The organism is Xanthomonas chitinilytica (assembly GCF_026107455.2).
GTDB classification, from domain to species: domain Bacteria; phylum Pseudomonadota; class Gammaproteobacteria; order Xanthomonadales; family Xanthomonadaceae; genus Stenotrophomonas; species Stenotrophomonas chitinilytica.
In genome coordinates this window covers 274,193-297,417 of the sequence record NZ_JAPCHY010000004.1, presented here as the reverse complement: position 1 = coordinate 297,417, position 23,225 = coordinate 274,193, and the positions used below count along the sequence as shown (strand labels likewise).

20 protein-coding genes are annotated in these 23,225 nt (G+C 71.0%); 9 read left to right on the top strand and 11 right to left on the bottom strand.

From position 1 onward, the window contains the following. Nucleotides 1-43 precede the first annotated feature (43 nt). Both OK345_RS07200 and OK345_RS07195 read right to left on the bottom strand, forming a co-directional pair. Entirely contained in the window at nucleotides 44-2,362 is a 2,319-nt protein-coding gene (locus OK345_RS07200) for a putative bifunctional diguanylate cyclase/phosphodiesterase (RefSeq protein WP_265127239.1), read from the bottom strand. Between the two features lie 255 nt (nucleotides 2,363-2,617). Then, nucleotides 2,618-4,528 carry a DEAD/DEAH box helicase gene (locus tag OK345_RS07195; RefSeq protein WP_265127238.1) on the bottom strand — a complete coding sequence of 637 codons (1,911 nt, stop codon included), beginning with the start codon at nucleotides 4,526-4,528 and terminating at the stop codon, nucleotides 2,618-2,620. A gap of 249 nt (nucleotides 4,529-4,777) precedes the next feature. On the opposite strand from OK345_RS07195, the gene OK345_RS07190 reads away from it, so the two are divergent. Then, on the top strand, nucleotides 4,778-4,999 hold the full coding sequence (locus tag OK345_RS07190; RefSeq protein WP_265127237.1) for an RNA-binding S4 domain-containing protein: 222 nt from the start codon (nucleotides 4,778-4,780) through the stop codon (nucleotides 4,997-4,999). A 175-nt stretch (nucleotides 5,000-5,174) separates the two neighbouring features. Here the strand turns inward: OK345_RS07190 and ubiM are convergent, their stop codons facing one another. The 4 genes from ubiM to OK345_RS07170 form a co-directional block, all read right to left on the bottom strand. Then, entirely contained in the window at nucleotides 5,175-6,356 is a 1,182-nt protein-coding gene (ubiM, locus tag OK345_RS07185; protein ID WP_265127236.1) for a 5-demethoxyubiquinol-8 5-hydroxylase UbiM, read from the bottom strand. Nucleotides 6,357-6,425: 69 nt separating this feature from the next. After that, a complete protein-coding gene (locus tag OK345_RS07180) occupies nucleotides 6,426-6,818 on the bottom strand; it encodes an MAPEG family protein (protein WP_265127235.1) in 393 nt (130 codons plus the stop codon). 54 nt (nucleotides 6,819-6,872) lie between these two features. Continuing rightward, complete coding sequence (locus tag OK345_RS07175; protein ID WP_265154760.1) at nucleotides 6,873-7,391, bottom strand: DUF4019 domain-containing protein; 519 nt, start codon at nucleotides 7,389-7,391, stop codon at nucleotides 6,873-6,875. A gap of 72 nt (nucleotides 7,392-7,463) precedes the next feature. Further along, on the bottom strand, nucleotides 7,464-8,555 hold the full coding sequence (locus OK345_RS07170; protein ID WP_425510956.1) for a COG3904 family protein: 1,092 nt from the start codon (nucleotides 8,553-8,555) through the stop codon (nucleotides 7,464-7,466). Between the two features lie 168 nt (nucleotides 8,556-8,723). On the opposite strand from OK345_RS07170, the gene OK345_RS07165 reads away from it, so the two are divergent. Genes OK345_RS07165 through OK345_RS07155 form a run of 3 tightly spaced genes read left to right on the top strand, consistent with a single transcriptional unit; the run spans nucleotide 8,724 to nucleotide 12,009 of the window. Continuing rightward, complete coding sequence (locus tag OK345_RS07165) at nucleotides 8,724-10,193, top strand: AlkA N-terminal domain-containing protein (RefSeq protein ID WP_265154762.1); 1,470 nt, start codon at nucleotides 8,724-8,726, stop codon at nucleotides 10,191-10,193. Further along, nucleotides 10,190-10,705, top strand: coding sequence for a methylated-DNA--[protein]-cysteine S-methyltransferase (locus OK345_RS07160; RefSeq protein WP_265127234.1), 516 nt, complete (start codon nucleotides 10,190-10,192; stop codon nucleotides 10,703-10,705). Before OK345_RS07165 ends, OK345_RS07160 begins: the two co-directional genes overlap by 4 nt. A gap of 59 nt (nucleotides 10,706-10,764) precedes the next feature. Continuing rightward, nucleotides 10,765-12,009, top strand: coding sequence for an alkaline phosphatase family protein (locus OK345_RS07155; RefSeq protein ID WP_265127233.1), 1,245 nt, complete (start codon nucleotides 10,765-10,767; stop codon nucleotides 12,007-12,009). 21 nt (nucleotides 12,010-12,030) lie between these two features. On the opposite strand, the gene OK345_RS07150 is transcribed toward OK345_RS07155, so the two are convergent. The 5 genes from OK345_RS07150 to OK345_RS07130 all read right to left on the bottom strand — a co-directional run bounded on the left by OK345_RS07150 (nucleotide 12,031) and on the right by OK345_RS07130 (nucleotide 16,793). Then, nucleotides 12,031-12,807, bottom strand: coding sequence for a LytR/AlgR family response regulator transcription factor (locus OK345_RS07150; protein ID WP_265127232.1), 777 nt, complete (start codon nucleotides 12,805-12,807; stop codon nucleotides 12,031-12,033). Beyond that, nucleotides 12,804-14,027, bottom strand: a complete 1,224-nt coding sequence (locus OK345_RS07145) for a sensor histidine kinase (RefSeq protein ID WP_265127231.1) — start codon at nucleotides 14,025-14,027, stop codon at nucleotides 12,804-12,806. Before OK345_RS07145 ends, OK345_RS07150 begins: the two co-directional genes overlap by 4 nt. Before the next feature lie 34 nt (nucleotides 14,028-14,061). Next, nucleotides 14,062-15,702, bottom strand: coding sequence for a serine hydrolase (locus OK345_RS07140; RefSeq protein ID WP_265127230.1), 1,641 nt, complete (start codon nucleotides 15,700-15,702; stop codon nucleotides 14,062-14,064). Between the two features lie 388 nt (nucleotides 15,703-16,090). Further along, entirely contained in the window at nucleotides 16,091-16,273 is a 183-nt protein-coding gene (locus tag OK345_RS07135) for a 30S ribosomal protein THX (RefSeq protein WP_265127229.1), read from the bottom strand. Nucleotides 16,274-16,379: 106 nt separating this feature from the next. Continuing rightward, the gene (locus tag OK345_RS07130) at nucleotides 16,380-16,793 is read right to left on the bottom strand and encodes a MerC domain-containing protein (protein WP_265127228.1); all 414 of its coding nucleotides are present in this window, start codon (nucleotides 16,791-16,793) and stop codon (nucleotides 16,380-16,382) included. A 138-nt stretch (nucleotides 16,794-16,931) separates the two neighbouring features. On the opposite strand from OK345_RS07130, the gene OK345_RS07125 reads away from it, so the two are divergent. The 5 genes from OK345_RS07125 to OK345_RS07105 all read left to right on the top strand — a co-directional run bounded on the left by OK345_RS07125 (nucleotide 16,932) and on the right by OK345_RS07105 (nucleotide 23,222). Next, nucleotides 16,932-19,163, top strand: a complete 2,232-nt coding sequence (locus OK345_RS07125) for a TonB-dependent receptor (protein WP_265127227.1) — start codon at nucleotides 16,932-16,934, stop codon at nucleotides 19,161-19,163. A gap of 94 nt (nucleotides 19,164-19,257) precedes the next feature. Further along, nucleotides 19,258-19,689 carry a MarR family winged helix-turn-helix transcriptional regulator gene (locus tag OK345_RS07120; protein WP_265127226.1) on the top strand — a complete coding sequence of 144 codons (432 nt, stop codon included), beginning with the start codon at nucleotides 19,258-19,260 and terminating at the stop codon, nucleotides 19,687-19,689. Continuing rightward, complete coding sequence (locus OK345_RS07115) at nucleotides 19,686-20,894, top strand: MFS transporter (protein ID WP_265127225.1); 1,209 nt, start codon at nucleotides 19,686-19,688, stop codon at nucleotides 20,892-20,894. The genes OK345_RS07120 and OK345_RS07115 overlap by 4 nt, the downstream gene beginning before the upstream one ends. A gap of 76 nt (nucleotides 20,895-20,970) precedes the next feature. Next, nucleotides 20,971-21,537 carry a TetR/AcrR family transcriptional regulator gene (locus tag OK345_RS07110; protein WP_265127224.1) on the top strand — a complete coding sequence of 189 codons (567 nt, stop codon included), beginning with the start codon at nucleotides 20,971-20,973 and terminating at the stop codon, nucleotides 21,535-21,537. Then, on the top strand, nucleotides 21,537-23,222 hold the full coding sequence (locus OK345_RS07105; RefSeq protein WP_265127223.1) for an MFS transporter: 1,686 nt from the start codon (nucleotides 21,537-21,539) through the stop codon (nucleotides 23,220-23,222). Before OK345_RS07110 ends, OK345_RS07105 begins: the two co-directional genes overlap by 1 nt. The last annotated feature ends 3 nt before the right edge of the window (nucleotides 23,223-23,225 follow it).

Here is a 23,225-nt window from a genome sequence, read left to right as displayed (position 1 = left end):
GCCCGCCTTCGGCGGACCACCCTGACCGGCCCCTGCGCATCCGCTACGGCTCCGGCAACGCTGCCGGCGCTTCCTGCCGCTGCCCGACCAGTTCGGCCAGCGGACATGGCCGGTGGATCGCGTAGCCCTGCAATCCGTCGATCCCGATCGCGTCGAGCTGGCCGATCAACTCGGGCCGTTCCACCCACTCGGCCACCACCCGCATCCGCAGGGCGCGGCCGATCTCCGCGATGGCGCGCACCGCGGCATGGCTGATCGCGTCCACGTCCAGGTCGCACACGAAAGCGCCGTCGATCTTGAGTATGTCCGCCGGCAGCTGCCGCAGGTAGCCCAGCGAGGACAGCCCGCTGCCGAAATCGTCCAGCGCGATCCGGCACCCCAGCGCCCGCACCGCATCGATGAAACGCCGCGCCTGCGCCAGGTTGTCGATGGCCGCGGTTTCGGTGATCTCGAAGCAGATGCGTTGCGCCAGCGCCTGCTCGTGGCGGAGCCGGTCGACGACGAATTCCAGGAATTCCGGCTGCGCGATCGACTGCGCCGACAGGTTGACGTTGCACAGGTGCAGGCGCGCCACGTGCTGCGGCACCGCGCGCAGCTGTCGCAGCAGGCAGTCCAGCACGTGCCGGTCCAGCGCCATGCCCATCCCGTAGCGCTCGACCGCGGGCATGAACTCGGCCGGGGAACTCAGCCGGCCGTCGTTGCCGCGCAGGCGCAGCAGGACTTCGTAGCAGAGCACGTCCGGCTCGCGCAGGCACAGGATCTTCTGCGCGAACAGCACCAGCCGGTCCTCGACGATGGCGCGGCGCACGCCGTCCAGCCACAGCCCCTCGCGGCGGCGCTGCTCCAGGGCCCGGCCGTCCTCGCCGAAATGGTGCACACGGTTGCGTCCGGCCTGCTTGGCGGCATAACAGGCGCTGTCGCCGGCGCGCATCAGCCAGTTCACGTCGGGCACGTCGGCATCTATCGCGACCACGCCGATGCTGCAGCCGACGCCGGGAGCGCTTCCCGCATCGCCGAACTGGCCCTGGCGCAGCGCCCGCCCGATCCGCTCCAGCACCGGCTGCGCCTGTTCCGGCGAGGTGTCGGGCAACAGCAGCAGGAACTCGTCGCCGCCGTGGCGGCCGAGCCAGTCGCCCTCGCGCAGCTGCGCCTGCACCGTGGCCGCGAACCGGCACAGGAAGGTGTCGCCGGCGGCATGGCCGAAGGTGTCGTTGACCAGCTTGAAATGGTCCAGGTCCAGCAGGCACAGCACATGCCGGGTGCCGGTCCGGCGCGCTTGTACCAGCGCCTGCTGCAGGCGCTGTTCGATCTCGCGACGGTTGATCAATCCGGTCAATGCGTCGTGGCTGGCCTGGTGGGCGACTTCCTCGGCCAGCGCCCGCGCCTGCGAGACGTCCTCCACGATCGCCAGTACCCCAAGACGGCTCTCGCCGACCCGTACCGCCGAAGCGCTCCAGCGTCCCCACAGGGTGCTGCCGTCGGCCCGCCGGAAGCGGCGTTCGCCGGCCTGCAGCTGGCGCGGCCAGTCGATGCCCCCGCCATCGTGCGACAGGTCCCCCGGATGCAGCAGGTCGCACAGCGACAGCCGCCGCAGCGCCGGCAGCGGATGGCCCAGGATGGTCGCCAGCGCCTGGTTGGCCTCCAGCACGCGGCCGTCGTGGGACAGTTTCATCATGCCCACCGCCGCCTGATGGAACGCGGCGCGGAAGCGGCTTTCGTTGAGCGCCAGGTGGTTGCGGATGCGCCGCATCAGCAGCACCGCGACCAGCGTCAGCGCCAGCAGCGACAGCGCGCTGAGCGCCAGCGTGGCCATGCGCGCGGCCTCGGCGCCTTCGAGCAGCGATTGCGAGAAGGCCAGCTCCAGCATCCGGAGTTCGCCATCCAGCTGCTGCAGCCGCTGCTGGTAGCCGGCGACCTGCGCCGGCGACAGCCCGGCGCGCGCATGCGCGGCCTCCAGCTCCGCCGCCATGTCCTGCAACTGCAGGATGCCGGCATCGGCCTCGCGCCACAGCCGCACCGAATCGCGGAAGAACGGCCCTTCGCGACCGAAACGGTAGGAAAAGATCAGCCGCGGGATGTTCTCCGGCGCATTGCCTCCCTGCAGGAAGCCGCGCCGGGCCGCCTCCAGGTCGGGCACCGGCTGTTCCAGCGCCAGCCGCGCGGCGCGATCGCCCAGCGGCACCTCCAGCGCACGGCGTGCGGCGGCCAGGTCGGCGGCATGGCCCTGCTGCGCATAGCGGTACAGCGCGTGCACCGCGTGCTGCTGGCCCTTCGACCACGCCCCTTCGCCCGCGATCCAGGCGGTGGAGCCGGCCTGCAGTTCCAGCATCAGCGCCGACAGCACGCCCAGCCCCACTGCCATTGCGATCAGCAGCAGGAAGCGGCGGGTCAGCCAGCCCGACGACGGACCGGTGGCCGGAACCTCCCCCGCATACCGATGTTGCCGTCCTGCATCGCGCCCCCTCGTGCCCATGCGTGCCCGCTCCCCGGCCCGATGCGGGGCCTTCCGGCACATCGGGGATATCGGCTCACGCCCGGCCGGGCTTGAGCCGTGGGCATCCCCGAAACGCGACAGCCCCGGCAGGGGCCGGGGCTGTCGGTGTGCGCGACGCGGGGTTCAGAACCCGCGCGGGCCCTTGGGCTTGAAGCCGTCGCGGCGCGGCGGACGGGCGCCGCCCGGGCCACCGGCACGGCCGCCGGGCTTGCCACCCGGCTTGCCCTGGCCGAACTTGGGCTTGAACGGGCGTGCCGGCGCCTGCGTCTCGCCGGCCTCGACCCGCCGCATCTGCAGTTGCTGGCCGGACACCCACACCTTCTTCAGGTGCTGCAGCAGGTCGCTGGGCATTTCCGCCGGCAGGTCGAGCACGGAATAGTCGTCGTGGATGTCGATGCGGCCGATGTAGCGGCTTTCCAGCCCGGCCTCGTTGGCGATCGCGCCGACGATGTTGGCCGGCTTCACGCCGTGCACGTGGCCGACCTCGATCCGGTAGGTCTCCATGCCGAACTCCGGCTCGCCGCGCGGTGCGATCTCGCGGCGCGGACGGGCCTCGAACTCGGCTTCGCCGCGCGCCGCGCGCGGCGCGCGCTCGCCTTCCTCGCGGCGCGGGCCACGCTCGAAGCGCGGCTCGAACCGGGCCGGGCGCTCGCCGGCGCCGGGACGCTCGCCGCGTGGCGCGCGCTCCTCGCGCGGGCCGCGCACCGGCGGGCTCAGCAGGAACGGGGTGTCGCCCTGCAGCAGCTTGGCCAGCGCCGCGGCAATGTCGATCGCCGGCACGTTGTTCTCGCCTTCGTAGCGCTGCAGCAGATCGCGGTAGAAATCGATCTCGCCGCCTTCCAGGGTCTCGCTGATGCGGTCCATGAACTTGGACACGCGATGGTCGTTGACCGCGTCCACCGTCGGCAGCTGCATCTCCTCGATCGGCTGGCGGGTGGCGCGCTCGATCGCGCGCAGCATGCCCTTCTCGCGCGGGGTGACGAACAGGATCGCCTCGCCGCTGCGGCCGGCGCGGCCGGTACGGCCGATGCGGTGCACGTAGCTTTCGGTGTCGTAGGGGATGTCGTAGTTCAGCACGTGGCTGATGCGTTCCACGTCCAGGCCGCGCGCGGCCACGTCGGTGGCCACCAGGATGTCGAGCTTGGCGTCCTTGAGCTGCTGGATGGTGCGCTCGCGCTGCGCCTGCTGCATGTCGCCGTTGATCGCCGCGGCGGCCAGGCCGCGCGCCTGCAGCTTCTCGGCCAGCTCCTCGGTGGCGGCCTTGGTGCGCGCGAACACGATCATCGCGTCGAACGGCTCCACTTCCAGGATGCGGGTCAGCGCATCGAGCTTGTGCAGCCCGCTCACCCACCAGTAGCGCTGGCGGATGTTGGCCGAGGTGGTGGTCTTGGCGGCGATGGTGACTTCGGCCGGGTCGCGCAGGTAGGTCTGGGCGATGCGCCGGATCGCCGGCGGCATGGTCGCCGAGAACAGCGCCACCTGGCGCTGCTCGGGCAGCTTCTTCAGCACCGCCTCGACGTCGTCGATGAAGCCCATGCGCAGCATCTCGTCGGCCTCGTCCAGCACCAGCGTCTTCAGCTCGGACAGGTCCAGGGTGCCGCGGTCCAGATGGTCGATCACGCGGCCGGGCGTCCCCACCACCACGTGCACGCCACGCTTGAGCGAGGCCAGCTGCTGGCCGTAGGGCTGGCCGCCGTACACCGGCAGCACGCGGAAGCCGGGGGTGGCGACCGAATAGGTCTGGAACGCCTCGGCGACCTGGATCGCCAGCTCGCGGGTCGGCGCCAGCACCAGCGCCTGCGGCTTGGTCGGGGCCAGGTCGATGTTGGACAGGATCGGCAACGCGAACGCGGCGGTCTTGCCGGTGCCGGTCTGGGCGGTGCCCAGCACGTCGCGGCCGGCCAGCAGCGCCGGGATGGTGGCGGCCTGGATCGGCGAAGGGGTCTCGTAGCCGACAGCGGCTACCGCCTTCATCACAGCCTCTGACAGGCCGAGATCTGCGAACAGCAGCGGCGCGGGGGTTTCTTGGGACATGGGGAACTCCGGGGGCACCGCCGCGAACGGGCGGGCGAAAAGGCGCATATTGTGCGCCCTCGGGCCCTGCCCTGTCGCGTGCGGTCGAAGTGGACCGTTCAGCTGCCACCTTACACCCGCAGGCCGGTGCGGCCTTTCACGCCCTCTTCGGCCCTCCCCGGCCCTCCCCGACCCTCGCCACGGTGGCCGGCCCGGTGCCGGCGGGCCGCCGATGACCGACAATGGCAACCGTTTCCCCACGTGACCGCCATGCAGACCATCGATTTCGAGCTGGACCGCGACTATGTCGAACTCAAGCAGCTGCTCAAGCTGACCGACCTCGCCGGCAGCGGCGGCGAGGCCAAGACGATCATCGGCGAGGGCCACGTGCGGGTGGACGGCGTGGTGGAACTGCGCAAGGCCTGCAAGATCCGCGCGGGCCAGCAGGTGGAGCTGGGCGACGTGCGCATCCGGGTACTGGCGGCGGGCTGACGCGCGGGCGTCCAGCACCGGCGATTTCCGTAGGAGCGACGTGAGTCGCGACAGGCGCTTTTCCCATTGAACGACCCGTCCATGGATGCGTGGGCCGTTGCGGTTGCAGAGGTATCTGCATCAAAGCCCCGTCGCGACTCACGTCGCTCCTACAAGAGCGGCGGCACCGCCCGGCTCAGGCCGCGGCGCTCTGGGTCAGGTGGGCGGCGATCAGCTGCCGGAACGGCGCCACGCCATTGGCCACCCGCAGCGCGGCATTGCGCAGCACCCGTGCCGGCAGGCGATCGTCGTTGTACAGCGCGGCGATGGCGTTGGTCGCCTCGTACAGCGGGCGCGTGGCCAGCCGGTGGCGGCGCTCGTAGCCGGCCAGCAGCGCCGGTGCGCCGATGTCCTTGCCTGCGGCGGCAGCCGCGCACACCGCGGTGGCCAGCCGCTGCTGGCTCTGCAGGCCGAAATTGAAACCGTGCGCGGTCACCGGATGCATGCCCACCGCGGCGTCGCCCACCAGCGCATAGCGCTGGCCGACGAAACGCCGGGCATAGACCCCGACCAGCGGATAGGCGTGGCGGGTGGCCACCGGGTGCATCGCGCCCAGGCGATGCTCGAACAGCGCGGACACCTCGGCGCCGAACCCGGCATCGTCCATCTCCATCAGCGCCTGGATCCGGCGCGGCGGCAGGGTGATCACCGCCGAGGCGCAGTCGCCGTTGAGCGGCAGCAACGCCAGGGTGCGGCCGTAGCCGAACCATTCCCAGGCGGCATGCTGGTGCGGCAGCTCGTGGCGCAGCCGGCACACCAGCATCGACTTGCCGAAGTCGCGCATCTGCGCGCCGATGCCCATCATCCGCCGCGTCGCCGAGAAGCGGCTGTCGGCAGCCGCCACCAGCCGCGCCGACAGCTGGCGCCCGCACGACAGGGTCAGCACGTTGCGATCGTCGCCGGCATCGATCGCGGTGACGCTGCTGCCGTCCAGCAGTTCCAGCCCGACCTGCTCCTGCACCGCTTCCCAGGCCGCACGCCGGATCAGGTGGTTGGGCACCAGCCAGCCCAGGTCGCGCGCCTGCCCGCGGCCGGCGACGAAACTGAGTGCGAACGGCGAGGAGCCATTCATCACCTTGGCGCTGCGCAGCGGCGAGATCTGGTCGGCGTCGATCCGCTGCCACAGGCCCAGGTTTTCCATGATCTGCCGCGAGGCATGGGTCAGCGCGATCTCGCGGCCGTCGAACGCGGCCTGCGCCAGCGCCTGGCGCGGCTGCGGCTCCACCAGCGCCACCGACAGCCCACTGCCGGCCAGCGACCGGGCCAGGCACAACCCGGCCGGGCCGGCTCCCACGATGGCGACGTCCACTGCCTGCATGTCCCGCTCCCGATCGTTGAAAACGCGATACAGCCTATCCGCGCACCCGCACCGCCACCTTGATCTGGATCACGCCAGCAGCGTCCACAGCAGCAGCGCGATGCCCGCCACCGACACGCCCCAGACCAGGCTACGCAGGTAGGGAATGCCGGCCGCGTACAGCGGCACGTAGACCAGCCGCGCCCAGAAATACAGCTGCACCGCCAGTTCGCTCTGTCCGCCCTGGCGCTGCGTGGCCACCACCGCCAGCACCGCGGCGGCGAAGAACGGAAACGTCTCCAGGTAGTTGAGCCATGCCCGCTGCAGGCGCGCGGCCACGCCGGTCAGCGGTTTCGGCTCGCCGTCGCGCGCCGAGGCGTTCCACTTCAGGCCGCGCTGGCTGCTGCCGGCGCTCGCGGCAACCAGCAATTGCGCGATGCCCAGCAGCATCGCCCAGCCCAGCATCCAGATCTCGATGTCCATCGACGGCTCCTCCTGGTGCGGGAAAGGCAGGCCGCGCGGCGGCCCGCCGGGAATTCAATGAGTCGCCGCGCGCACGCTGTAGCCGGACACCCGCCATACCCGGTCCTCGTCCAGGCGGAACGAGACCAGCTCGCGCACCGGCTGCGGATCGTTGGCGAAGCGGGTCGGGAAACTGACGTTGATGTACAGCCCTTCGGGTACCGGCGCGCCGGCCGGGTACTGCACCCGGGTGACCGAGGCCTGCCCGCGCGAGACCAGCGCGCCGAGGCGGCCGCGGTCGGCGGCGACATGGCTGGCGAAGGCATCGCGCGCCACCGCCTTGCGCGCCACCGCGGAGGCGCCGTCCCACACTTCCGCGGTGCGATTGCCGTCCACCATCTCGGCGACCTTCAGCGCAGCCTGGCTCATGTCGGCGTCCTGCTTGGCCTGCTGCGCCTGCTGGGCCGGCGTAAGCGCCGGTGCCCTGGCCGCCTCCGCCTGCGGAGTGGCCGGCGCCGGGGCCGGGACTTGCGCCATCAGCGCGCCGGCCGGCAGGGACAGGGACAACAGCAGCAACAGGGGGCTTGACCGCATGGCACTCTCCGTAGCGTTTTGGGGACAAGCCCTGGAGTCTACGGCAGCGCCTGCATCGGTGGCGTCACGGCCTCAACCGCCGCGTGCCGCCACCACCGCCGGCGGTGCCGGCGCGGGCGCCAGCAGCGCGGTATCGATCTCCGACAGCGGGCTTTCCTCGGGGCAGGTTTCGTCGGGAAAGCCGAAACGCTCCTTCAATGCGTGGCCACAGGCGTTCACCGTCTCCAGCTCGGCCCCGGCCAGCTTGCACTCCTGGTCGAAGGCGACCAGGAAGGCATCCTTGCGGCGCACGAAATCGTCGCCGCACTTGCGCATCTGCTTGATCCGTTCCAGGTCGTCCTGCACGGCGTTGGTGCCGTCCAGCCCGAACTGCTTGAGCTCGGCGCCGGTGAGCAGGCGCAGGCTGCGGTTGGGCACGGTCATCATCAGGTCGGCCACGCCCACGGCCACGCCGTTGCGCTGCAGGTAGTCCTTGACGTTGTCGTAGACCTCGTGCAGTTCGCGGTTGAGCTCGGCGCGCGAGGTGGCCTTGGAACTGATGCGCATCATCCGGTGGATGCCGACCTTGCCGGAGATCAGCCGGTTGTCGCCGGCGGCCAGCACGAACACGCAGGCGCTGTGGCAGATCGAGCCTTCGCGCACCCAGATGGTCCAGTTCGATTCGCCGATGCTGTCGCCGGCGAGGATCGCCGCCTCGACCTGGCCGCCGCTGGAATCCAGGTCGAGGATGCGCCGGCGGATCTTCTGCGCATCGGCCACCGCCGCCAGCCGCCACATCAGTTCGGCGAAGGACGGGTTGACCTTGCCGACGTAGCGCACCCGCAGCAGCCCGCGCTCCTGGCACGGCGCCAGCGCCGCTTCCATGGTCGGCTGGTCCAGTCCCTGCAGCGGTTCGCCGTCGCCGGTCTCGCCGAGGTAGTCGGTATCGCAACTGATCCAGGCCTTGCCCGCTTCCAGCTCGGCGGCCGGCCACTCCTTGGTGCGCTTGGCCGGCGGCGGTGCCGGGATGTCGGCGGCGTTGATCGAGACCATGTGGTCGCCATCGGCGTTCTGCGGCGTCGCTTCCGGCGCCTGCGAGGCGGTGGCGACGTGCCCCGCTTTCTCCGGCTGCGAACAGGCCAGCAATCCCAGGCACAGCAACGGCGACCACCACGACTTGGGCAACATAGACAACGATTGGCATCCGGAAAGGGGCGCGCGGCGCCGGTCGGATGCCAGTCTAGTGCCGAATCCGGCGTTCACCGCAACGTGTCCTAAACCGGCGCGCGGCGCCGGCGCATTGGTGTCCGAAAACGGCCAGTCAATCCGCTTGGGCGCGACTAGACTGCGCCCATGCACATCGCCTCGATGCCCACCCACGAACTCTGCGAACAGGCCCGCCTGGCGCGCGATGCGCGCTTCGACGGGGTGTTCTTCACCGCCGTGCGCAGCACCGGCATCTATTGCCGCCCGGTGTGCCCGGCGCCGCCGCCGCGGCGCCACAACGTCGACTACTACCCGACCGCCGCCGCCGCGGCCGCGGCCGGCTTCCGCCCCTGCCTGCGCTGCCGCCCGGAACTGGCGCCGGAAGCGCAGCAGCATCTGCAGGACGAGACCATGCGCCGGGCGCTCGGGCTGATCGCCGAAGGCCTGCTGCAGGAACAACCGGTGACCGCATTGGCGACCCGGCTGGGGTTGAGTTCGCGCCAGCTGCAGCGGTTGTTCGTGGCCCGGCTCGGCGCCACCCCGGCGCAGATCCACGGCACCCGCCGCCTGCTGCTGGCCAAGCAGTTGCTGACCGAGACCGCGCTGCCGGTCACCGACGTAGCGATGGCCGCCGGCTTCAACAGCCTGCGCCGCTTCAACGCGGCGTTCCTGCAGGGCTGCGGCATGGCCCCCACCGCGATCCGCCGCCAGCGCGACACGGTGCCCGGCGGCGAGCTGACGCTGCGCCTGGGCTACCGCCCGCCGCTGGACTTCGCGGCGATGCTCGGTTTCCTGCGCCGCCGCGCGATCCCCGGCATCGAGCGGATCGACGCGGACAGCTACCAGCGCGTGATCGGCCCGGCGCAGCGCCCGAGCCTGATCCGGGTGAGCGCCGACGCGAAGCGGCCGGAACTGCTGCTGCAACTGGGCGACGTCGATCCGCGCGCCATTCCCGGCATCGTCCGCCGCGTGCGCCGCCTGTTCGACCTGGATGCCGACCTGCAGACGGTGCACGCGACCCTGGCCCGCGACCCGCTGCTGGCGCGCGCGATCGCGCAGCGCCCGGGCCTGCGCGTGCCCGGCGGCTGGGACGGCTTCGAGATCGCGGTGCGCGCGGTGCTGGGCCAGCAGGTCAGCGTCGCCGCGGCGGCCACCCTGGCCCGGCGCGTGGTGGAACGTTTCGGCGAACCGCTGGCGAACATGCCCGAAGGACTGGACCGCCAGTTCCCGTCGCCCGCCGCCCTGGCCGAGGCGCCGCTGGAGAGCATCGGCCTGCCGCGCAGCCGTGCCGCCACGGTGCGCGCGGTGGCCTCCGCCTGCGCCGACGGCCGGCTCGATTTCGGCGCCGGCCAGAGCCTGGACGGCTTCGTGCGGCGCTGCGTGGCGTTGCCCGGCATCGGCCCGTGGACCGCGCAGTACATGGCCTTGCGCGCGCTTTCCCTGCCCGACGCCTTCCCCGCCGGCGATCTGGTGCTGCAGCAGGTCCTCGGCGACGGCGGACGCCTGGGCGAACGCCAGACCGAAGCCCGCTCGCAGGCGTGGCGCCCGTGGCGCGCTTATGCGGTCCTGCATCTGTGGCACCTGGCTGCGGCCCCTTCCTCGGGAGACACCCCATGACCCTGCACTACGACCTCTTCGACAGCCCGATCGGCCCGCTCACCGTCGCCGGCGACGACCAGGGCATCCGCCACATCCTGTTCCCGCGCAACCGCCACGACGCCAAGGGCCGCGACGGCTGGCGCCACGACCCGCGCGTGCCCGTGCTGCGCGAGGCGCGCGAGCAGCTGCTGCAGTACCTGCACGGCGAACGCGATACGTTCGAACTGCCGCTGGCGCCCGTCGGCACGCCGTTCCAGCTGCAGGTGTGGCAGGCGCTGGCGGAGATCCCGTTCGGCCGCACCTGGAGCTACGTCGAGCTGGCCCGGCACATCGGCCGCCCCACCGCCAGCCGCGCCGTGGGCGCCGCCAACGGCCGCAACCCGCTGCCGATCGTGCTGCCCTGCCACCGCGTCATCGGCAGCAGCGGCGCGCTGACCGGCTTCGGTGGCGGCCTGGAAACCAAGGCTTTCCTGCTGAAGCTGGAGCACGCGCCGGTCGCCGCCGGCGCCTCGGCCGACCTGTTCGGCTGACGCGCCGGTCCGGCCATGGTTGTATCCGCCATGTCATGCCGGCGGTCTATCATGGCGCAATGATTTCGATCCGCCTTCCGCTGGCGCTCGCCGCCGCCACGCTGCTCGCCTCCTGCGCCTCGACGCCGTCCTCTCCCACCGCCCGCGACGCGACGCCGCCGGCCGTATTGCTGGTATCGATCGACGGCCTGCGCGCCGACATGCTCGACCGCGGCATCAGCCCCAACCTGTCGCGCCTGGCCCGCGAGGGCGTGCGCGCCGAAGGCATGACGCCGTCGTATCCGTCGCTGACCTTCCCCAACCACTACACGCTGGTCACCGGCCTGCGCCCCGACCACCACGGCATCGTCCACAACAGCATGTACGAGGACGACCTGGGCAGCTTCCGCCTCGACGACCGCAGCGCGGTCACCAACCCGGACTGGTGGGGCGGCGAACCGGTCTGGGTGGGCGCCGAGAAGGCCGGCGTGCGCACCGCCACCTGGTCGTGGCCGGGCAGCGAGGCCGCCATCCAGGGCATCCGCCCCAGCCGCTGGCAGGTGTACGACGAAAGCGTGCCGCTGGACGCCCGTGCCGACCAGGTGCTGGGCTGGCTCGGCGACGACGGCCCGCAGCGACCGCGGCTGGTGACGCTGTACATGGAGCACGTCGACAAGGCCGGGCACAACCACGGCCCGGAGTCGCCGGAATACGCCGCGGCGCTGCAGCGCGCCGACGCCGTGGTCGGGCGGCTGCTGGACGGCATGCGCCGGCAGGGCCTGCTGGAACGCACCGACCTGATCGTCGTCTCCGACCACGGCATGGCCACGGTCAAGGACGGCCACGTCGTCGCCACCGAGGACATGGTGCCGGCGGACATCGCCACCGCGGTATCGGTCGGGCAGTCGGTCGGCTTCGCCGCCGCGCCCGGCCGCGAACGGGACGCCGAGCGCCATCTGCTCGGTGCCCACCCGCATTACGACTGCTGGAAGCGCGAGCAGCTGCCGCCGCGCTGGCACTACGGCAGCAACCCGCGGGTGCCGCCGATCGTGTGCCAGATGCACGAAGGCTGGGATGCGCTGACCCGCGCGATGATCGAAAAACGCCGGCCCGGCGACCGCGGCTCGCACGGTTTCGATCCGGCACTGCCATCGATGCAGGCGGTGTTCGTGGCGCGCGGGCCGTCGTTCCGCCAGGGCATGACGCTGCCGGTGTTCGACAACGTCGACGTCTACCCGCTGCTGACGCGGCTGCTCGGCATCGAAGCCGCGCCCAACGACGGCAATCCGCAGACGCTGCTGCCGGCACTGCGCGACACGCCCTGAGCGCGGACCGGCGGCAGCGGCCTACATGCCGCGGAAGCGGTGCGCGAAGGCGGCGCTGACCGGCAGCGCCTCCTGGCGCTGCTTCAGGCGGATCGCCAGCCGCCCCAGTTCGTCCTTGCGCATGCGCTCGATCGCCGACACCCGCACCACCACCCCGCGGTGCACCTGCCAGAACTCGTCCGGGTCCAGCCCCGCCAGCAGCTCCTTGAGCGGGGTCCGGATCAAGGCCTCGGCGCTCGCCGTGACCACCCGCACGTACTTGTCCTGGGCCTGGAAATACAGCACCTCGTCGATGCCGATCATGCTGACGCTGTCGCCGATGCTGGCGCTGATCCAGCGGATCAGGCGCTCGCCCTGCGGCCGCAGGCGCGATTCCAGGTCGTCGATCAACGCCTGCAGGCCGGGCGCGCGCGCCTCGGCCAGGCGTTCGCGCAGGCGCGCCACCGCCTGCTCCAGCCGCGCCGGCTGCACCGGCTTGAGCAGGTAGTCGGCGGCGCCGGCCTCGAACGCGCGCACCGCATAGTCGTCGTAGGCGGTGGTGAACACCACCAGACCTCCCTGCGCGACCACCGCGCGGGCCACGTCCAGGCCGTTGACGCCGGGCATGCGGATATCGAGGAAGGCGACGCCGGGCCGGTGCCGCTCGACCGCTTCCAGCGCCGACACGCCGTCCTCGCATACCGCCACCAGCTCCAGTTCCGGCCAGACCCGCCGCAACTGTTCATGCAGCGCGCGCCGCTGCGGCGCCTCGTCCTCGGCGATCAGCCCGGTGGTCCGCACTGCGGCGCCCTGCTTCATGCTGCGCCCTCCCACGGCACCTCGATCTCGGCGACGACGCCGTGCCCCTCGCGCGGTTGCAGGCGCAGGCCGGCGCGGTCGCCGAAGCGCTGCGCCAGTTGCTCGCGCACGTTGGCCAGGCCCATGCCGCTGCCCAGTCCCGGCTTGAGTCCGGCACCGTCGTCGGCCACCCGGACCCGCAGCCGCCCGTCCTGCACCGTCGCCACGATGTCGACGCGGCCGGCACCGGGCCGGGGCTCGATGCCGTGCTTGATCGCGTTCTCCACCAGCGTGATCAACAGTGCCGGCGGGAACGGATGCGCGCGCTGGCCGGCATCGGCCTGCACGTCGTACCGCAGCCGGCCGCCCATGCGCACCTGCATCAACGCCAGGTAGGTGGCGCAGATGTCCAGTTGCTGGCCCAGGGTGGAATGCAGCGCGGCCTCGCCGTCGCGCAGCCGGGGGATGGTGGCGCGCAGGAAATCGGCCAGCGCGTCCAGCGTGGCTTCGGCCTGCGCCGGGTCATGCCGTACCAGCGCGCGCACCGAGGCCAGGGTGTTGAACAGGAAATGCGGTTCCACCTGCGCCTGCAGCACCCCCAGGCGCAGGTCGGCGTCGCGCGCCTGCTGCCTGGCGCCGTCCAGCTCCCGCCGGTGCCGGTGCGCCTGCCAGCGCGCGCGCTCGCTGAAGTACGCGCGCAGCGCCAGTCCACCGCCGAACAGGCCGTAGATGATCACCAGGCCGACCACGTTGATCGCGAGGATGAGGCCCGTGACCACCGGCCCCATGGCCGGCTGCGTCGTCGCCATGCCCAGTTTGGCCAGGCCGGGGGTGATCAGGCTGGCGACATAGGCCGAGGCGAACCGGTCGACCAGGAAACTCAGCAGCATGCCGATCAGCACCGCCACCACGACCGCCTTGCGTTCGTACGGTTCGGACCAGCGCCGGTAGCGCACCGCGGTAGCCAGCGCCGGCCCCAGCGTGGCCATCAGGCTGAAGGCCGCGAACTGGGTCAGCCCGGCCTTCAGCGCCACCATCGGATCCTGCACCGTCAGGCCGGTGGCCGCGCCGATGAAGGCCGCGCATACCGCGATCACGCTGCAGAACACCAGGCTGCGCCCGCCCAGCCAGCGCAGGCTGAACACCGGGTATTGCCGGTAGCGGCTCCAGATCATGCCGCCGCCGAGCAGTACCTCGGGGGGCAATACCTGGCGCAGGGGATAGTCGGTCTTCATGGTCATGGATGTTCCCCACCATACAACGCGGACGCAGCGCTCATTGCTTCGGCCCGCGCAGCACCTGCCCTCCCTGGTGCAGTTCCAGCGAGGCGACCTCGCCGTCTTCGCCGCGCAGGAAGCGGATCTCGATGCCATAGGCCGGCGCTTCGAAGGCATCGGCCGCGGCGGCATCCAGTGCGAACTCTCCCTGCCCGGTGGCCTGCGCATGCAGCCGCCCGCCGCGCTCGCGCACCTGCAGCGCGAACGACGGCATCAGCGGGTAGCTGCCGGCATACGCCCGCAACGCTTCCGGCGACAGCGCCGGGGGCGGCGTCCGTTCCGTATCGATGCGGGTGGCCGCCACCACGCCGCCCATCTGCGACCAGGTGAAACCGTAGCCGCCGTCGGCCCTGCGCTGCGGATGCAGAATCGCGTCCACCTCCAGCGGGTAGAAGTCGCCGGCGTCGTCGTAGCCCATCGCCCGCTCGTCCTGCCCTTCGGCCTGGACATGCAACCGGCCGTCGCGCAGGCGCAGCGTCATCTTCATCGCTCCCTGCAACCGGTACTCGCCGGCCAGCGCCTCCAGCAGCGCCGGCTCGGGCGCGACGGCCTTGCGCGGCTTGCCCAGCGGGAACGCCTCGTCGACCAGGTGCAGCCCCAGGCTGCCGAGACTGCCGATCGAGTTCCAGCTGGTGTCGGACAGGATCACCACGCCGCGCTGGCGTTGCGGATCCACCGACACGAACGAGGAGAAGCCGCCGGTGCCGCCTTCGTGCATCAGCACGGTGCGGCCGTTCACCGGCACCCGCATCCAGTTCATGCCCATCGCCGGCTGCTCCGACAGCTGTGCGTGCGTCGCCTCCAGCGCAGGACGGATCGGCGCGTCGATCCAGCCCAGGTTGCCCTGCACGTAGCGGACCATGTCGTCCAGGGTGGCGCGCACGCCGCCGACACCGGCCAGGTCGACGGCAAAGCGCCAGGCTGGCGCCGTGCGGGTGTTGGGCGTATGCCCGGCCACGGCGCGCACGCCTTCCGGCTTGTCGTCGACGTAGGCTCCTTCCATGCCCAGCGGCGTGAACAGGCGCTGCCGCAGCAGGCTCTCCAGGTCGGTGCCGGCGCGGCGCGCGACCGCGTACGAAAGCAGCATCGAGGCAAAGTTGGAGTATTCGAAACGGCTGCCCGGTGCGGCCGCCAGTTCCGCATCGCCCAGCGAGGCCAGCAGCGCGGCCTCGTCCAGGTTCGCATAGGGGACGGCCATGTCCGTGGCACCCAGCCGCGACGGCAACGCCGGCAGGCCGGAGGTGTGCGTCACCACGTGCCGCAGCAGGACCGGCTGGCCCTGGTAGTCCGGCACCACGGTGCCTTCGGGCAGCCACGAGGCCAGCGTGTCGTCCAGCGAGCCCTTGCCCTGGCCGATCAGGTCGGCCAGCAGCGTCGCGGTCATGGTCTTGCTGACCGAGCCGATCTCGAACGCGGCATCCGGACCGATGCGGGCGAGATCCTTGTCGTCGGCGCACTGGAAGCTACGCGCGACGCGGTCGCGCTCCACCACCGCCACCGCCATGCAGGCGCCGGTGCGGTCGCCGTGCAGGCGCTGGCCCACCAGGCGGGCCAGCTCGGCGTCTTCGAGTGCGTGGGCCGGGGCCGCCAGCAGCGCGGCCAGCGGAACGGATGCAATCAGGGCAAGGGTGCGGCGCATGTTCGTCTCCTTCGATGGACCGCCGGCATGATGCCCAAGCGGTCCTTCCCGCGGGGAGGATGCGACGAACGCCGGCTCCGCGGCGACGAAGCCGGCCGTCGCAGGAGCGAACTCCCCGGCGGCGGGGAAGTTCCGGCATCGCGCCGGCGGCGGCCAGGAGCGGCCGGAGGCCCGGGAAGCCGGGGTTTCATCGGGGCGATCGGTGCTTCCGGCGGTCGCGACTCACGTCGCTCCTACAAGGGGTTCCTGCCGTTGCAGGAGCGACGTGAGTCGCGATTCCTTCCGGGCGGCAACAAGGCAACCCGGAGATGCGAGCTTCCCTGCGGCTGGGAACATCCAAAAAAAACGCGGCGCAAGCGCCGCGTTCTTCGTTGCACCCGGGCGGCGATCAGCCGGCCTTGGCGACGGTCTTCTTGGCCACGGCCTTCTTCGCCGGCGCCTTGGCGACGGTCTTCTTGGCGACCGGCGCAGCTGCGCCCACGGCCACCTTGCTCACCACGTGCTTGCGCGCATTGCCGTAGCTGGCGTTGTAGCGCTTGCCCTTGGCGGTTTTGCGGTCACCCTTACCCATGTCGTCAACTCCTTAGTCTGAAATCAAGTTACCCCGCACTGACACGGGTTCGGCGAGGCCGCCAGCGGCGCCCTCGCGCAAGATCGGGAAGCCTAACATGCGCGCCCTAGTGCGCGCAGCTGGCGTCGTGTACGTGGCCGTGGTTGAGGCGCAGGTTCAGCAGGTGCGCCATCCCCACCAGTAGGCCGCCAGTGGTCATCACCACCGCGTGCGGCACCGCCGAATGGTGCAGCGGCTCGTACAGCAGTCCGGCCCACAGCGCCGCCAGGCCCGGCACCAGCAGCCCCAGCGCGCGCATCGCACGATGGCGGCGATAGCCCCAGACCAGGCTCAACAGGCCCAGCAGGCTGGCGAAAACCACCAGGGCCTGTTCCAGGCTGTCGCCCAGCCACACCGAGAGCCCCAGCGACGGGGCCGCCGCCAGCAGTACCGGAATCAACGCGCAATGGACGGCGCACAGCAGCGAGCCGGTGGCGCCGAAGCGGTCGAGCAGGTGGCGGAGGGACGGGATCCGGGGCATGACTTCCAGCAGGGTCGGCAAATCGATATGGAATAATATAACATCATTCCCGTACCCCACCCATACCCCCGCTTCCCGGCGGGGTTCGTGCGCTCTTCTGTTGATACACAGTAACAATTCATGCCCAGGACCCTCCCCATGCCTCTTTCCCGCTCCACTCCCCTGCAACGCCACGCCCTGTTCCTCGCCCTGACGGCAGCATGCTCACCGTTGGCCATGGCAGCCGGTGCCGATGGCGAAGCCACCGAGACCGGTTCCCGGCATGAGCGGCACATGACCGAACTGGCCGCCGTGCAGGTGACCGCCACGCCGCTGGCGGGCACCGCCGAATCGCTGGCCCGGCCGGTGGAAGTGCTCAGCGGCGATGCGCTGGACCGGCAGAAGGGCGCCACGCTCGGCGATACCGTCAGCAAGCTGGCCGGGGTGCAGAGCACCTACTTCGGCCCCGGCGTCGGCCGCCCGATCATCCGCGGCCAGGAGGGGCCGCGCGTGCAGGTGCTGTCCAACGGCGTCGGCAACATGGACGCCTCCACCGTCAGCGCCGACCACGCCACCAGCATCGAGCCGTTCCTCGCCGACCAGATCGAGGTGCTGAAGGGGCCGGCCACGCTGCTGTTCGGCAGCGGCGCGATCGGTGGCGCGGTCAACGTGGTCGATGGCCGCATCGCCAGCGACCTGCCCGACGCACCGCTCAGCGGCCGCGCCGAAATCCGCGGCAATACCGTCAACCACGAGCGCAGCGGCATGTTCCGGCTCGATGGCGTCAACGGCAACTGGGTGCTGCACGTGGACGGCCTGGTGCGCAACGGCGACGACTACCGGATTCCCGGCTACGCCATCGCCGAAGCCGGCGACGACCACGATCATGATCATGACGATGACCATGACGACCACGACGACCACGACGAAGAAGCGCAGACCCGCGGCCGCCTGGACAACAGTTCCACCCGTACCCGCGCCGGCGGCATCGGCGCCACCTGGTTGGGCGAAGGCGGCTTCTTCGGCCTGTCGGCGAGCACCTACCGCAGCAACTACGGCATTCCCAACGGCGCCCATGTGCATGGCGACGACGATCACGATCACGACGACCATGACCACGACGAAGAGGAAGGCGATGAGCACGACGTGCGCATCGACATGACCCAGAACCGCTTCGACCTCAAGGCCGGGCTCTACGACCCGCTGTCGTTCCTGAAGAGCATCAACCTGCGCGCGGGCTACACCGACTACGAGCACGTCGAACTGGAAGCGGGCACGCCTTCCACCCGCTTCACCAACCGCGGCATCGAGGGCCGGCTGGAAGCGGTGCAGCAGGAAATCGGCGGCTGGAACGGCGCCTTCGGCCTGCAGTTCGGCAACAGCGATTTCGGCGCGCAGGGCGAAGAAGCATTCGTGCCGGATACCGGCACCGAGTCGCTGGGCCTGTTCGTGCTGCAGGAAAAGCAGTTCGGTCCGCTCAAGCTGGAACTGGGCGGCCGCTACGACCGCGTCAAGCTGAACCCGGAAGGCGACCACCGGCGCCGCGACTTCAACGCCACCAACCTGTCGGCCGCCGGCATCTGGGCGCTCAACGACACCGTGGACCTGCGCTTCGGCGTGGACAGCTCCGAGCGCGCACCGACCAACGAGGAGCTGTATGCCGCCGGCGCGCACATCGCCACCCGTTCGATGGAGATCGGCGACGCCAACCTGAAGACCGAGCGCGGCCAGCGCGTCGAGCTGGGCGTGCATACGCACAGCGACCGCATCGACTTCCAGGCGTCGATCTACCAGACCAGGTTCAAGGATTTCATCTACCTGGCCGACACCGGCGTGGTCGAGCACGACCTGCCGGTGCGCACCTGGACCCAGCAGGACGCCACCTTCAAGGGCGCCGAGGCCGAGGTGCTGCTGCACCTGTCCGAAGGCAGCGCCAGCGGCGACTGGGACCTGCGCGTGTTCGGCGACTACGTCAAGGCCGAACTGGACGGCAGCGGCAGCCGCACGGTCGCCATCGCCGTGCCGCACGGCGACCACGACCACAACTACACGGTGGAACTGGCCAACGGCGGCTACCTGCCGCGCATCGCCCCGGCCCGCGTCGGCGCCGACCTGCGCTGGTCGCGCGACGGCTGGCGCGCCTCCGTCGGCGCCGTGCGCTACGGCGAGCAGAAGGACGTGGCGCAGAACGAGGAACCCAGCCGCGGCTACACCCTGGTCGATGCGCACCTGGCCTACCGCTGGGACCGCAGCCTGGACAACAGCATCGAGGTGTTCCTGGACGGCAGCAACCTGACCAACCGCGAGGTCCGCCCGCACACCTCGCTGCTGCGCGACTACGCGCCGCTGCCCGGCCGCGGCCTGGCCTTCGGCATCCGCGCCTGGTTCTGACCTCGCCGCCCCCGGGGAGCGCCGGCTCCCCGGGGGGATTCCAAATAGGTGCATATACACATAAGCTGCGATCCATCGTTCTCCGGCGACCGCGATGGACACCCCCGCCAGCCCCTGCACCTGTTTCCAGCTGCGCCGTGCCGCCCGCCGGGTGTCGCAGCTCTACGACCGCCACCTGGCCGCAGCCGGCCTCAGCCTCAACGCCTATTCCATCCTGCGCCGGGCCCGCCAGGCCCGTCCGCTGGGCGAGCTGGCCGATGCCCTGGGCATGGACCGCACCACGCTCAGCCGCAACCTCAAGCCGCTGGTCAATGCCGGGTTGCTGGCAATGGAAGCCGGCCGGGATTCGCGCCAGCGCCAGGTGCGCCTCACGGCGCAGGGCGAGCAACGCCTGCAGCAGGCGCAACTGCCGTGGCGCCAGGCCCAGGATGAAATCGAGTCGCTCTTCGGCAGCGCCGCCATCGCCGGGCTGAACCGGCAACTGGAGGCCCTGCACCGGGCATTGGAGCCGGAGGATCCGGCATGAATCCCCCCGCCTCGCGCATTCCCTGGGGGGTACTGCTGGCCGCCTCCACCGTCCTGATGGTGACGATGGGCGTGCGCCAGACCAGCGGCCTGCTGGTCGACCCCATCCATGCCTCGACCGGCTTGGGCATCGCCCAGATCAGCTTCTCGCTGGCCATCGGCCAGTTCGTCTGGGGCGCGGTGCAGCCGCTGTTCGGTGCGATGGCCGACCAGCGCGGCCCGCTGCCGGTGCTGGCCGGCGGCGGCATCCTGCTGGCCGCCGGCCTGCTGCTGGCGACCGCGATGCCCAGCACCTGGGGGCTGAACCTGGGTTTCGGGCTGCTGCTGGCCGCCGGCGCCGGTGCCGGCAGTTTCTCGGTGCTGATCGGCGCCACCAGCTGGCGGATACCGCCGCAGCGACGCTCGATGGCCGCGGGCATCATCAATGCCGGCGGCTCGCTGGGGCAGTTCCTGTTCGCCCCGCTGGTGCAACTGCTGCTCGGCGCCTTCGGCTGGATCCGCACCCTGCATGCGCTGGCCGCCATCGTGCTGTTGTCGCTGCCGCTGGCATGGCCACTGCGCAGGCGCGCGCCGCGCACCACGGGCGATGCCGGCGGCGAAGGCCTGCGCCCGCAACTGCAGCGCGCCCTGCGCGACCGCAGCTACTGGTGCCTGCACCTGGGTTTCTTCACCTGCGGCGTGCACATCGCCTTCCTGGTGACCCACCTGCCCGGCGAGATCGCCCTGTGCGGCCTGTCGCCCCCGGTTTCCTCCGTCTCGATCGCCCTGATCGGCCTGTTCAACGTCGCCGGCAGCCTGGTCGTCGGCGCGCTCGGCGAACGCTTCCGGATGAAGTGGCTGCTGTTCTGGATGTACCTGAGCCGGGCCGCGCTGATCGCCGTGTACCTGGCATCGCCGCCCACGCCCGCCACCTTCTACCTGTTCTCCGCCGCGCTCGGCTTCACCTGGCTGGCCACCGTGCCACCCACCGCCGGGCTGGTGGGCAAGCTGTTCGGCCCGCGCCACATGGGCACGCTGTTCGGGCTGACCCTGCTGTCGCACCAGATCGGCGGGTTCTTCGGCGCCTGGCTGGGCGGCGTGGCGCTGGAGCACGGCGGCGACTACAGCTGGATGTGGTACGCGGACATGGCCCTGGCCGCCGTGGCCGCGCTGGCGAACCTGCCCATCCGCGAAGCGCCGATGCGGCTGGCGCCGGCCGCACCCTGAACGGAACGCAAGCGCGCATCCGCGGATTCCCCCACATCGGTTGAAACCGGACAATTTTGTCCGGATCATGTACGGCATGACCTCGATCCGTTCCGACGCCGCCATCCGCCGCGCCCAGATCCTGGACGCGGCCGATGCCGTGTTCGGCGAACATGGCGTGACCGCGCCGCTGGACCTGGTGGTCGAACGCGCCGCCGTCGGCCGCGCCACCCTGTACCGCAATTTCCCCGACCGCGCCGCGCTGATCGAGGCGCTGCTGCAGCGCACGCTGCAACGCATCCGCGAACACGTGCAGGCATTGGGCGAGCGCGACGATGCGCTGTTCGAGCTGCTCGACGGCATGGCCGGGCGCATCGTGCAATCGCCCGCCCTGTCCGACTACTGGCGCGCGGTCGACCGCAACGATCCCAGCATCCGTGCCGCACGCGGGCAGATACTGGAACTGCTGCGGCTGCCGCTGCAACGCGCCATCGCCGCCGGCCTGTGCCGGCCTGACCTGCAGCTGGAGGACATCTCGCTGGTCTCCGGCATGCTCGGCGCGGCCCTGCGCGGCAAGACCCGCAACGAGCGCGCGGTGTTGGCCGCGCGCGCGATGCAGCTGCTGTACGCCGGCCTGCAGGGCCCCGCCGCCGGACCACGCTGATGTCCCCGCAGTACCTCAAGCCCGTGCCCGACTGGGAGGAGCACGAGAAACCGGCGATCCCCGGCTCCGCCTCGATGCCCTGGCACCCGCCGCACCGGCGCGCCGCCTATGCACTGGTGGCGCTGCTGGCCGGCATCAGCGGCGGCCTGGGCAACGCCATGGTCGGCGCCAACCTGCCCTACCTGCAGGGCCAGCTCGGCCTGACCCCACTGCAGGGCAGCTGGCTGGTGGCGGCCTACGCGATGGTCAACATCACCACCAGCCTGCTGGCCTTCAAGTTCCGCCAGCAGTACGGCATCCGCCTGTTCGCCGAACTCGGGCTCGGCGCCTATGCCGCGCTGACCGTGCTGCACCTGTTCATCGGCGATTTCCAGAGCCTGGTGATCCTGCGCGCGGCCAGCGGCTTCGCCGGCGCCGCCTGCAGCACCATGTGCACGCTGTACATGCTGCAGGCGCTGCCGCGCAGGTACGTCGGCAACCTGCTGGTGGTGGGCATGGGCGTGGCGCAGCTGGCGACGCCGCTGGCCTGGCTGATCTCGCCGGGGCTGATCGACACCGGGCAGTGGCACAACCTCTACCTGTTCGAGGCCGGCCTGGCGCTGTGTGCGTTCGCCGCGGTGGTGGTGCTGAAGCTGCCGCCGGGCGTGCAGTTCAAGGCGTTCGAGAAGCTGGACTTCGTGACCTTCGCGCTGATGGCGCCGGGCATGGGCCTGATCGTGGTGGTGCTGGCGCAGGGCTACCTGCGCTGGTGGACGGACACGCCGGCGCTGGGCTGGATGCTGGCGGCGGCGGTGCTGCTGCTGACCGCCGCCTTCATCGTCGAACACCATCGCCGCAACCCGCTGCTGCAGACCCGCTGGCTGGCCACGCCGGCGATCGTCCAGTTCATCGTCGGCGCGTTCCTGATCCGCTTCCTCACCACCGAGCAGTCCTATGGCGTGATCAACATGATGCGCACGCTGGACATGGGCCCGGAGCAGATGCGGCCGCTGTTCGGGGTGATCCTGTCCGGCACCGTGGTCGGCATCGCCGCCACCGCGATCACCTTCGGCCCCAGGCGCCTGATCGCGCAGTTGCTGCTGGCGATCCTGCTACTGGGCAGCGCCGCCTTCCTCGACCAGGGCCGCACCAGCCTGGACTGTCCCCACGATTTCTACGCCAGCCAGTTCCTGGCCTCGGTCGGGGCCGGCATGTTCATGGGGCCGCTGATCATGCTCGGCTTCTCGCAGGCGCTGCGCGCCGGCATCGACCACGTGGTGACCTTCATCGTGGTGCTGTCGATCACCCAGACGCTCGGCGGCCTGGCCGGTTCGGCGGTGCTGGGCAGCTACCAGCTGCATCGCGAGCACGTGCATTCGGCGGTGCTGACCGCTGCCGTCGATCCCACCGACGCGGCGACCGCGCAGCGCCTGGAACAGCAGCGGCAGCGCTATGCCCCGCTGATCGCCGACCCGATGCTGCGCGCCGCCCAGGGCACCGCGCAACTGGCGCAGAGCGCCCGCCGCGAAGCCAACGTGCGTGCCTTCAACAACGTGTTCTCGCTCAGCGGCTGGCTGGCCACCGGCTTCCTGTCGTGGCTGCTGCTGCAGGCGATACGCACGGCGCTGGCGAAGCAGATCCGCAAGCGCCGTTCCCCGGTTCCAGAACCGCCGTCCTCCGCGCCGCAGCGCGCGACGGCCAAGTGAGTC

Excerpts from the sequence above, each read along its gene's own strand:
- OK345_RS07200 (WP_265127239.1), bottom strand. The coding sequence starts at position 2,362 with ATGGCAGTGGGGCTGGGCGTGCTGTCGGCGCTGATGCTGGAACTGCAG.
- OK345_RS07195 (WP_265127238.1), bottom strand. The coding sequence starts at position 4,528 with ATGTCCCAAGAAACCCCCGCGCCGCTGCTGTTCGCAGATCTCGGCCTG.
- OK345_RS07190 (WP_265127237.1), top strand. The coding sequence starts at position 4,778 with ATGCAGACCATCGATTTCGAGCTGGACCGCGACTATGTCGAACTCAAG.
- ubiM (WP_265127236.1), bottom strand. The coding sequence starts at position 6,356 with ATGCAGGCAGTGGACGTCGCCATCGTGGGAGCCGGCCCGGCCGGGTTG.
- OK345_RS07180 (WP_265127235.1), bottom strand. The coding sequence starts at position 6,818 with ATGGACATCGAGATCTGGATGCTGGGCTGGGCGATGCTGCTGGGCATC.
- OK345_RS07175 (WP_265154760.1), bottom strand. The coding sequence starts at position 7,391 with ATGCGGTCAAGCCCCCTGTTGCTGCTGTTGTCCCTGTCCCTGCCGGCC.
- OK345_RS07165 (WP_265154762.1), top strand. The coding sequence starts at position 8,724 with ATGCACATCGCCTCGATGCCCACCCACGAACTCTGCGAACAGGCCCGC.
- OK345_RS07160 (WP_265127234.1), top strand. The coding sequence starts at position 10,190 with ATGACCCTGCACTACGACCTCTTCGACAGCCCGATCGGCCCGCTCACC.
- OK345_RS07155 (WP_265127233.1), top strand. The coding sequence starts at position 10,765 with ATGATTTCGATCCGCCTTCCGCTGGCGCTCGCCGCCGCCACGCTGCTC.
- OK345_RS07150 (WP_265127232.1), bottom strand. The coding sequence starts at position 12,807 with ATGAAGCAGGGCGCCGCAGTGCGGACCACCGGGCTGATCGCCGAGGAC.
- OK345_RS07145 (WP_265127231.1), bottom strand. The coding sequence starts at position 14,027 with ATGACCATGAAGACCGACTATCCCCTGCGCCAGGTATTGCCCCCCGAG.
- OK345_RS07140 (WP_265127230.1), bottom strand. The coding sequence starts at position 15,702 with ATGCGCCGCACCCTTGCCCTGATTGCATCCGTTCCGCTGGCCGCGCTG.
- OK345_RS07135 (WP_265127229.1), bottom strand. The coding sequence starts at position 16,273 with ATGGGTAAGGGTGACCGCAAAACCGCCAAGGGCAAGCGCTACAACGCC.
- OK345_RS07130 (WP_265127228.1), bottom strand. The coding sequence starts at position 16,793 with ATGCCCCGGATCCCGTCCCTCCGCCACCTGCTCGACCGCTTCGGCGCC.
- OK345_RS07125 (WP_265127227.1), top strand. The coding sequence starts at position 16,932 with ATGCCTCTTTCCCGCTCCACTCCCCTGCAACGCCACGCCCTGTTCCTC.
- OK345_RS07120 (WP_265127226.1), top strand. The coding sequence starts at position 19,258 with ATGGACACCCCCGCCAGCCCCTGCACCTGTTTCCAGCTGCGCCGTGCC.
- OK345_RS07115 (WP_265127225.1), top strand. The coding sequence starts at position 19,686 with ATGAATCCCCCCGCCTCGCGCATTCCCTGGGGGGTACTGCTGGCCGCC.
- OK345_RS07110 (WP_265127224.1), top strand. The coding sequence starts at position 20,971 with ATGACCTCGATCCGTTCCGACGCCGCCATCCGCCGCGCCCAGATCCTG.
- OK345_RS07105 (WP_265127223.1), top strand. The coding sequence starts at position 21,537 with ATGTCCCCGCAGTACCTCAAGCCCGTGCCCGACTGGGAGGAGCACGAG.